This window comes from Paenibacillus tundrae (assembly GCF_030812775.1).
Classification (GTDB): Bacteria; Bacillota; Bacilli; order Paenibacillales; family Paenibacillaceae; genus Paenibacillus; species Paenibacillus tundrae_A.
Window position 1 is genome coordinate 1 of the sequence record NZ_JAUSTI010000015.1, and the last position, 9,843, is coordinate 9,843.

9 protein-coding genes are annotated in these 9,843 nt (G+C 44.5%); 2 read left to right on the top strand and 7 right to left on the bottom strand.

Annotation, left to right across the window (positions count from 1 at the left end):
• Positions 1-126: 126 nt before the first annotated feature.
• The 6 genes from mnhG to J2T19_RS21730 are packed head-to-tail and all read right to left on the bottom strand — an operon-like array spanning position 127 to position 6,035.
• Entirely contained in the window at positions 127-519 is a 393-nt protein-coding gene (gene mnhG, locus J2T19_RS21705) for a monovalent cation/H(+) antiporter subunit G (protein WP_145048429.1), read from the bottom strand.
• Positions 503-787: a Na(+)/H(+) antiporter subunit F1 gene (locus tag J2T19_RS21710; protein ID WP_056692373.1), complete on the bottom strand. Its 285-nt coding sequence runs from the start codon at positions 785-787 to the stop codon at positions 503-505. Before J2T19_RS21710 ends, mnhG begins: the two co-directional genes overlap by 17 nt.
• On the bottom strand, positions 787-1,263 hold the full coding sequence (locus tag J2T19_RS21715) for a Na+/H+ antiporter subunit E (RefSeq protein ID WP_056692370.1): 477 nt from the start codon (positions 1,261-1,263) through the stop codon (positions 787-789). Before J2T19_RS21715 ends, J2T19_RS21710 begins: the two co-directional genes overlap by 1 nt.
• A gap of 6 nt (positions 1,264-1,269) precedes the next feature.
• Entirely contained in the window at positions 1,270-2,748 is a 1,479-nt protein-coding gene (locus tag J2T19_RS21720) for a Na+/H+ antiporter subunit D (protein WP_307219485.1), read from the bottom strand.
• Positions 2,741-3,079: a Na(+)/H(+) antiporter subunit C gene (locus J2T19_RS21725; RefSeq protein ID WP_024631879.1), complete on the bottom strand. Its 339-nt coding sequence runs from the start codon at positions 3,077-3,079 to the stop codon at positions 2,741-2,743. Before J2T19_RS21725 ends, J2T19_RS21720 begins: the two co-directional genes overlap by 8 nt.
• A 1-nt stretch (position 3,080) precedes the next feature.
• Positions 3,081-6,035 (bottom strand): Na+/H+ antiporter subunit A, encoded by a 2,955-nt coding sequence (locus tag J2T19_RS21730; RefSeq protein ID WP_307219495.1) that lies wholly within the window; start codon positions 6,033-6,035, stop codon positions 3,081-3,083.
• 300 nt (positions 6,036-6,335) lie between these two features.
• Here J2T19_RS21730 and J2T19_RS21735 point away from each other — a divergent pair, with 300 nt between their 5' ends.
• Together J2T19_RS21735 and J2T19_RS21740 are read left to right on the top strand one after the other, a co-directional pair.
• The gene (locus tag J2T19_RS21735) at positions 6,336-7,976 is read left to right on the top strand and encodes a sensor domain-containing diguanylate cyclase (protein ID WP_307219496.1); all 1,641 of its coding nucleotides are present in this window, start codon (positions 6,336-6,338) and stop codon (positions 7,974-7,976) included.
• 64 nt (positions 7,977-8,040) lie between these two features.
• On the top strand, positions 8,041-8,562 hold the full coding sequence (locus J2T19_RS21740) for a hypothetical protein (RefSeq protein ID WP_307219498.1): 522 nt from the start codon (positions 8,041-8,043) through the stop codon (positions 8,560-8,562).
• 141 nt (positions 8,563-8,703) lie between these two features.
• On the opposite strand, the gene J2T19_RS21745 is transcribed toward J2T19_RS21740, so the two are convergent.
• The gene (locus J2T19_RS21745; RefSeq protein ID WP_307219500.1) at positions 8,704-9,828 is read right to left on the bottom strand and encodes a GGDEF domain-containing protein; all 1,125 of its coding nucleotides are present in this window, start codon (positions 9,826-9,828) and stop codon (positions 8,704-8,706) included.
• Positions 9,829-9,843: the final 15 nt, after the last annotated feature.

A 9,843-nucleotide genomic window follows, 5' to 3' on the forward strand; every position in this document is an offset into this window, starting at 1 on the left:
TTCAAGCGAAACTCAAACAGCGCGCACCGATTGAATATCGATGCGCGCTGGCAGCATAGCTTTTTTCATCTGTCTACTTGACAGGGGTATGACCACATCGCAGGTCTTTTTTTTCATGTTATGAGGTTACTCCATCATGTCCTTCTCTTCATGGTTAACCTTCTTACCTTTCAGTAATGGTTCGAGTTCATCTTGAATGCTCTGTTCCCAGAGAGGTACATCCGTACGGTAGGCAGCACGCCCGTTGAGATGCCCTGCAACAGGAGCAGTGATGAATACAAACAGGATACCTAATAATACGCGTGCACTAATGTAATTATCGAAGATCCAGAAGAAAAAAAAGGCTCCGCTTAACACACACAGGACTCCAAGAGTCATACTTTTGGTCGCGGCATGTGCTCGTAAGTAGACATCAGGTAACCGAATGAGACCAAATGCACTAAATGCACTCAGTAAAGCCCCCAGCAGAACGAGCAGACCAATGGTAGTTTCAGCGGCTGCATTAACGATCTCCATCATTTTTGAACACCGCCCCCCGTTCGATATAACGTGCAAAGGCTACGGTACTTAGAAATGCGAGAATACCAATCAATAAAATAATATCCAAATAGGCTTGTGTCTTAAGCATCATGGATAATACAGCTACAATGGCAATGACATTAATGCCTATCGTATCTAGCGCTGTAATTCGGTCAGCCATTGAGGGTCCTCGAAGGACACGATACAGACAGCCGAGAATAGCCAGCGATAGAATTAGCAATGAAATAAACAGTAGTGAGGACAACATTAACGTGTCACCTCCATTATTGCTTTTTCGAACGTGTTTTTAATATCATCTCTCAACTTTTGCTCATCCTTAATATCCAGTGCATGGATAAACAGCTTCCGTTGATTCCCTGAGATTTCGAGTGGCAAGGAACCCGGTGTTAGCGAGATCAGCAGACAGAGCAGGGTAACTTCCCAATCGGAAGATAATTCTGTTCGATAGGTGAAAATACCTGGTCGAATATCAAGCTTAGGTTTAATGATCTGACGGATGACCTCAATACTGGCTCGCACCAGTTCCCTAAACAGCAGTATAAGCAACTTAATAATTGCCCAGACGCGTACAACATACAACCGTTGCGGGAAGAAACGTCGCATGCCTCCAATGAGCAACAAACCGAGTAAATAACCCGTAATAAAACCAACACCGTTCCAGGCATTGTTCAGAAACATCCATACAAAAGCGATAATAAGATTGAGTATTATCTGAAAGGCCATACGCATCTACTCCTTCAATACGGCATCTATATACAGATTCGGATGCAGTAGAATGTCGCCTGCGCGCGAGGTTAATTGGAACATGCCTTCAGCCCCCACACCCATCACGATGATAAAAATAAACAGAATACCCGCTGGAATCAGCAAACCATTCACCGGATAAGGTCGACGGACAACGCCCGCAGGTGGCTCACCCCAGAACGCTTGGATAAAGATACGTAGTACAGAGTAGAGCATTAACAAGCTGGAGAGTACCGCAATTCCGGTCAGTCCGTACAAGCCTGTCTGCAAGCCGCCCTCGAACAGCAACAGTTTACCTGGGAATCCACTGAATGGCGGTATACCCGCCAATGCAAGTGCACTGATGAAGAACATCCAGCCGAGCATGGGATAGCGTTTAATGAGCCCGCCCATATTGTCGAGTTTAGATGTGCCTGCGACTGCAATCAATGCACCGCCTAATAGGAAGAGCAGTGTTTTGATCAGCATATCATGCAACATGTAGAAGAGCAGACCTTCAAGTGCTGTACGACTGGCCGATGCCATACCGAAGGCGACAAAACCGACACCTGCGATAACGTTGTAGATCAAAATTTTGTTCACGTCACGATAGGAGATTGCCCCAATAACCCCCAGGATCATGGTAGCTCCGGCCATCCACCCAATTAAGGCGTGGAAGAAATCCGGATCATGATAGAAGATGAGTGTGAATGTACGCACAATCGCATACAGTCCCACCTTGGTTAACAATCCAGCGAACAGTGCCGTGACTACGGCTGGTGGAGCTGCATAGGAACCGGATAGCCAGAAGAATAGGAACAATCCGGCCTTAATACTAAATACAATCAAGAACAATACAGCAATAAGTGTTACGACACCACTTTGACCGATCTCAGCAATTCGAACCGACAAATCCGCCATATTTAATGTGCCAGTGATGGAATACAAGAAGCCGATCGAAGCAACAAAGAGTGCAGAAGAAACGATGTTAATCAGGACATATTTGATCGTTTCCTGTAATTGTCGTTCCGTTCCTCCAAGCACGATTAAGGCATAGGAAGAGATCAGCATCAATTCAAAGCTTACAAATAGGTTGAAGATATCCCCTGTAAGGAACGATCCGTTTACTCCAGCGATCAAAAAGTGAAAGAAAGGATAGAAGTGATGCTCTTCCCGTTCCTTATTAACGCTTTGAAAAGCATAGAGAAGACAGGCTAACGCTATGATCGATGCGGCAACAACGAGCAGTGCAGATACCATATCGGCAACAAGCACTATACCATAAGGGGGTGTCCAGCCTCCCATATTCAACGTTTGGATGCCGGATTGGGCAACTTGAACAATTAACACCGTTGAAGCTGCGGCGGTGAGCAAAAGTCCAATAACACTGACGAACCGCTGAATGCTAACCTTACGGAAAAAAAGGATAGCGATAACGCCAGTAATTAAGGGCAGTAGAATCGGTAGAACAACAAGATTATTCATATGGCCGCCCCCTTACTTCTTCCATATCGTCGGTTTTCAGTTTCAGATATGAACGGTAGGACAGAACAAAGAAAAAGGCAGTTAGACCAAAATTAATAACGATCGATGTCAAAATAAGCGCCTGGGGCAGCGGATCAACATAACGTTCCGCCTGCTCCCCAAGTAGAGGCGGAGCTCCGGTCTTAAGGCGAGACATCGTGATTAGCAACAGATGCACGCCATGCGTGAGGATAGACATGCCGAGAACAATCCGGAGCAGGCTCCGCGATAAGATTAAGAAGACGGCGACCGCAAACAAAATGCCAACGGCCACACACATCAATATTTCCATATCAGCGATCCTCCCCGATCTGTAGAATAATAGTCATGGTGACGCCAAGGACGGCTAGATACACGCCTATATCGAACAGCATTGCCGTGGCAAGTTCAGTCTCTCCGAGTAAAGGAAGTTCAAAATATCCAAAGGTTTGACTGAGGAATGGGGCACCGAACAAAAATGAACCCGCCCCTGTTAATAAGGCAATTGCCAGACCAATCGATGTCAACATACGAAAATCAATAGGTAACGCTTTGCGTATCGTATCTGTACTGAACGCAAGGGCAATGAGAACCAGTGCAGCAGCTGTAACGAGACCGCCGATAAATCCGCCGCCTGGGTTGTGATGCCCTGCGAAGAACAAGTGCAAGGCGAAGGTCAAAATAATAAATACGACAACCTTGGTCGTGGTTTGCAGTAATACATCATTACTTTGCAAAGGAACCGTATCCCAGGAAGATGTAGTTCCTTCCCGATTCCCATATTTCTTCGTGTTATCATCTTTATCGTCAAGCTCGACGTCATTTTCATCTGTGGTTTCTTTCTTACGAAATTTCAATCGTGCGCCCAGATCTTTTGCTTCTAGATTCAGATTGATCATGGAGTAGATGGATAATGAAGCCACACCAAGCACCATAATTTCAAGTAACGTATCGTAACCACGGAAATCGACGAGCAATACATTAACGACATTTTTACCACCAGCCGAGTTATAAGCTTCTTGCAGGAAGAAGGTCGAAATGCTCTCCAATGAGGCTGTTCCGCTCGCTGCTAATGCAACAAACGTCATGACAATTCCCACAGCAATTGCCACAATGCCATTTACCGTGAGGTATCGACGACTCGACTTACCCCGCTGAAGCTCAGGCAAATGATAGAAGCAGAGTAGGAATAGGGCAACCGACACGGTCTCTACGATCATTTGGGTCAATGCCAGATCCGGTGCTCGGAACAGAACAAAGAGCAGGGTTACGAGGTATCCGACGGCTCCAGTCATGATAACCGCGGATAGCCTATTTTTGGCAAAAGGAATGGATACTGCAGCCGCAATAAGCGTAATCAGTAAGACGGCTTCATAGAACGAGAAGGGCGCGTTACCCTGGAAATTCCAAGTTATATTTTCACCCGAACGGAAGAAGGCATACACAAGAAGTGCAACTGTGAACGAAAAGATATAAACCAGGTAATTGCGCACAGAGCCATTCATATATGCTTCTGTCCATTTGCGAGCATAGTGCTGCAAATTATCAAGCACGACATGATACATATTGTTAATGGTTAAACCTTGTGGATAATGCTCATACAAGTTTCTCCATTTAGGCAAAAGTTTATATAATGTAACACCCAGTGCAACTACACCAACGGTCATGATGAGTTCTGGTGTGAGACCATGCCAGAGGGAGAAATGTACATCGAATCGTTCGTTACCACTCAGCAGTTGAGGCAACACTGCAGCCATCGCAGGTTCAATCAGTGTCATCGCGACCAGATTTGGGAAGAGGCCGAACACAATGACCAGAATGCCAAGCGTAACAGGTGGAATGAGCATGCCGATCGGAGCTTCATGCATCTTCTCGGCAGGTAGTTCACTGCGGGTGCTTCCTAGGAATGTTTTGAAAGCAATAATTAAGGCATAGATTAATGTGAATACACTCGCCAGCCAGGCAAGCACAGGTAATAGGATGCTCCAAGAGCCAAGTCCGAAAATCCGCAGATGTGTGATCTCAACCATAGCTTGGAAGAACAATTCCTTGCTCAAAAAGCCGTTGAATGGTGGAATGCCAGCCATTGCAAGTGAGCCTATAAGGGCAACCGTGAATGTGATTGGCATAAATGAAGCGAGCCCACCGAGCTTGCGAATGTCACGTGTGCCGGTTTCATGATCCACAATACCAACGACCATAAAGAGAGCTGCTTTGAACGTGGCATGATTAAACAAATGCAGCAAGGCGGCGGTTGTTGCCACCGTATACATTGCGGAGGAGTCACCGTATCCAAAGTACAGAGCGGCAGACCCAACACCGAACAGGGACATAATTAAGCCAAGCTGAGAAATCGTAGAATAGGCTAAGATCGCTTTCAGATCATTTTTCTTTACAGCCAAAAAGGAGCCATAACAGAGGGTGAGGATACCCACCCCTGTGACGAGCCAAAACCACAGTCCTTGCCCGCCAAAAATAGGCGTGAACCGCGCAACAACATAGATACCGGCCTTAACCATCGTTGCGGAGTGCAGATATGCACTAACGGGAGTAGGGGCTTCCATTGCATCCGGTAGCCAGATGTGAAACGGGAACTGTGCCGATTTGGTAAACGCACCAATGAGTATGAGTACCAATGCAGGCAGAAATAATGCGTTCTCCTGAATCTGTCCCCAGTCTGCAATGGTGGCGCGAATGCTGAACGTACCTGTCATCAGATACATCAGCATGAAACCGGCAAGCATTGCGAAGCCGCCAAATACAGTAATTAAAAATGATTTTTGCGCACCTGAAGTAGATGCTTTACGTTTGTAATGAAAGGCAATCAGCAGGAACGACGTAATACTGGTCAATTCCCAGAAACCATACAGTACAATCATATTGTCGGATAGAACTACGCCGAGCATGGCGCCCATGAACATTAATAGATACAGGTAGAAGCGATGCAAGGCTTCTTTCTGATCCATATAATAAATCGAGTAGAGTACAACGAGTATGCCGATTCCAGTGATTAGAAGTGACAGCAGAAGACTCAGACCATCCAGATAAAAATTAAAACCGATATCCAGTGATGGAATCCATGGAATTAATCCAGACAAGGTGTTACGTTCAGACACGTTAGAAATAAGACTTACAAAATAAACAAATAATGAAACTGGAACGAGTAGAACTGCCCATCCCATATGTACTTTTCGGAAAAAGCGATGTAGCATGGACAGCAACATACCTACAACAAAAGGCAAAATAACAGCAACATGAAGCAGGCTCAACATTACACCCCCAAATTCTAGTTGAAGTTCTTCTGTGTGTGACAAACATGATGAATGAACATTGTATCGCATGCTTGCTCTCTAAATACATAACCCAAGTATGTATATACAGAATCGTGACTATTTTTTGAATGGAAGAAACTCGGGGTAAATAAAAGCAACATATTATATGGGTATGTATAATAAAAAAGCACATCGATTCCGATAAATATGAAAACAAATAGGTGACATCTCGTGTGTCTTTTGCAACATGATCATGTTATAAAAGCAGGATGGTTTCACCGCTTTATGGAGGCAACAATGTCATTCAAACTTAGAACCGTACTCACTGCAATTTTTGCTACGTTATCTCTGCTTGTATCGTTAACCATCGGTTATATTTTTAGTCAAAAATCCTTTCTTGCGCTGGAAACCGAGATCGGTCACTCGTTAAGGGGAACGGCTACACAAGCCTCTGATAAATTAGATCGCTTCATGTGGTCACGTTCAAGCGAACTGGATCTGTTAGGTCGAATGGCTGCTCTGGAGAATCGGTTCGAACCTTCTGAAATCCAGATGTTACTGGATCAGCTCCAGGATAGCTTTCCCTCCTATTCCTGGGTTGGATACATGAATCCTGAAGGAAAAGTTCTAGCGGCAACCGATGGTATTTTGTTAGGAGAAAATTTGTCCGAGAGACCTGTGTATCAAGAAGGAATTAAGGGTAAATTCATTGGAGATGTTCACAATGCGGTGTTGCTAGCCAAGCTATTGCCTAACCCCACAGGTGAACCACTGCAATTTGTCGATATCAGCTTTCCATTAAAGGACACTAACGGCAAGACACGTGGCGTTCTCGCTGCACATTTGAGCTGGGCATGGGCGAAAGAAGTGGAAGAATCCATTCTTACTCCGTTACTTCATGAGGAGAAGGATATTGAATTTTTTATCGTAAGTAAGAAAGAAAACACGGTGCTACTAGGTCCCAAAGATTGGATTGGTAAACCATTAAAACTGACTGGAATTGAACAAGCACAGTTGCATAAGAGTACTTGGACTACCGAGAGATGGCCGGATGGGAAGGAATATGTAACCGGAATTGCACACAGCCAAGGTCATTTGGATTACCCAGGGCTCGGATGGACTGTAGTGATTCGTCAGGTTCAATCCACCGCTTTTGCGTCTGTATCCGATATGCTCTGGTTCAACATTTGGTCTGGGCTTGCGGTGACTGTACTCTTTGTCCTGATCGGATGGTGTGTCTCCCGGAAAATTGCTGCTCCATTGATGCGACTTACGCAAGTAGCTAATGAGCTTCGGGTAGGAGAGCAAGTACAGATTCCAGAAAACAAAGGATTTAGTGAAATTGAGGAGCTATCACGTTCTCTTAGGGAAATGGTTGTTTCACTTAAAAATAAAGACTCCGAGCTTGTTGTGATGCAGAACTTAGCGCACTATGATCAATTAACTGGATTGCCGAATAGAACGGCACTTGAATTTTATTTGGAAGAATCGCTGGAGACGGAAAGCGTGAATCATACACTCACCTTCCTTTATCTTGATCTCGACGGATTCAAACGTGTGAATGACTCCCTTGGGCATCAAACGGGAGATGTCTTGTTGCAAAAAGTAGCTCAACGTCTCAATGCATTAAGTCTGGATAAAGGCATAACCGTCAGGTTGGGCGGTGATGAGTTTCTGATTGTGCTTCGTTCGGTGGGAAGTAATCCACGAGAGGAAGCAAAATTGTATGCTGAGGAGATTATCCAAAGCCTAAACAAACCTTTTGTGATTGAATATGAACGTATTCGGATTGGATGTAGTATCGGTGGTGCGGAGTATCCAACCAACAGTGGGAATCCAAGCGAAATTATTCGCATGGCTGATGAGGCGTTATATGAGTCCAAACGTGCAGGCAAAAATCGGATGACATTTTACTCGGATTTGAAAAGTGATAGGTAGTCCATAATAATAAGCACATAGATGCTTGCTTCAGTGAAACAATGATAAGGAAGGAGGAGTGAGAATGGCCAATTCACATACTAACGTGCCATACGGCTATGAACCCCCGGTGGCGAGCCGCAAGGGTACACTCATTTTCTATGATACATTCGATCAGATCACAGACGAACAATTGGAGAACGCATTGAATTTGACGAACAGTCGTTCTTTTGCACAATTGGTGTTGTATCCCCTTCACGAGAGTACATTCAAACGAATGAGATCAGGGAATATACAGCCTTACTTCAAACGCGAGGATCGACTCCATGATTGGAAACGGGAACATGCAGATGCCCGTATACGTGTGGAAGGACTGGAGGGCAAGCGCAAGAAGTATACACCGATGGATACCGCCTTACGACATATTAAAGCAGAGTATCCAGCACCTCATTTCTTATATCTAACGACTGAAATGGCCAATCTATTTGCTTCCTTTGATTCCTTCAAGGAATGGATCAAAGAAGTACGAATCGTTATAGATGGCCCAGCTACTGAGCTGCATCCCAGATTGGAGCAAAACAAGAATCGCTGGGATTGGGCGGAGTAGTCCCCCGAACCTTCGAATTGAAAGAGCCGAATATATGCCAAAAAAGTTGTGTTGTTCAACCGTTTCACGGTTAACAGCACAACTTTTTTAATTTTGATCATGTTGATCCCCCTTTACACGTAATACACGGGGGATGACGGATTATACATTGGGCAGATCAAGGGCGGTAACGGTTTTGTTTTTGCCTGTCCGTTTAGCGGCATATAAGCAGGCATCCACCTCTTCAAACAGCTTGTCCTTTGAGAGATGCGGGCTATAGCTCTTGAGACCAACACTAACGGTAACGAATGCACCATCGAGTTCCAGATGTCCCATATGTGCAATTTTTTGCCGAATCTGCTCTACCATAGCATAAGCTTGCTCAAAAGATTGCTCAAACATTAATATGGCGAACTCTTCTCCACCATATCGAGCAGCAATATCACTCGAAGTTATATTTTTTTGAATAATCAAGGAGACTTTCTCTAATATAACATCGCCCACGCGGTGTCCATAGGTATCATTAATCGCTTTGAAATCGTCAATATCGATCAACGCGAGGTGAAGGCTCATGCCATTATTGGCGTATTCATAAGCTTTATCGTAGTAATCCTTGAATGAACTTTGGTTATACAGATTGGTTAATCCATCCGTTTTGGATTGTTTGGTCATAATGGCATTCCTGACGATCAGATCCTGTTTAGCTAACATGCTGTCCTTAAGATCATCCAGAACTTCAATACTGCTGGTAACAATGACTTGAGAAACATAAGTGCCGGCAAGCAGAAACACAGGTATGGAAACGATATCAAATGAACTTAAAAATTGACGATAGCTAGGGACTCCGAGTAATAGAAAATACCCTATCATTTGCATGGCAAAAGAGACCCATACTCCCTTTTTGTTGAAGAACAACACGGAGGAAAATATAGGCAATAAGCATGCGGCCATAATAATCCGAATGTCATAATTGACGTGTATGATCGTCCAAGCAATGATGGTGCTGGCTGCCGACATGGCATACGAGGAATAGGAGCTAAATCGTCGATCTATCCAACTAGCGAAGAGAATACCTGCACTTCCCGCCGCCGTAGGCCAAATGACGACATTCACTATAAAATCGGCTGGAGTGCGATCATAAACGAGAAATACGTAGCAAGCAATCTGAACGAGTGCATGGAGGCTGATAACAAGCCAGTAGGCTCGTAATATTTTCTTCATCCACTTGGAATGTTTGAACTCATAATCTGTAGGGATATGGCTACGTTGTGTAAAAGGAATTTTCAATATATCACCGCTGAC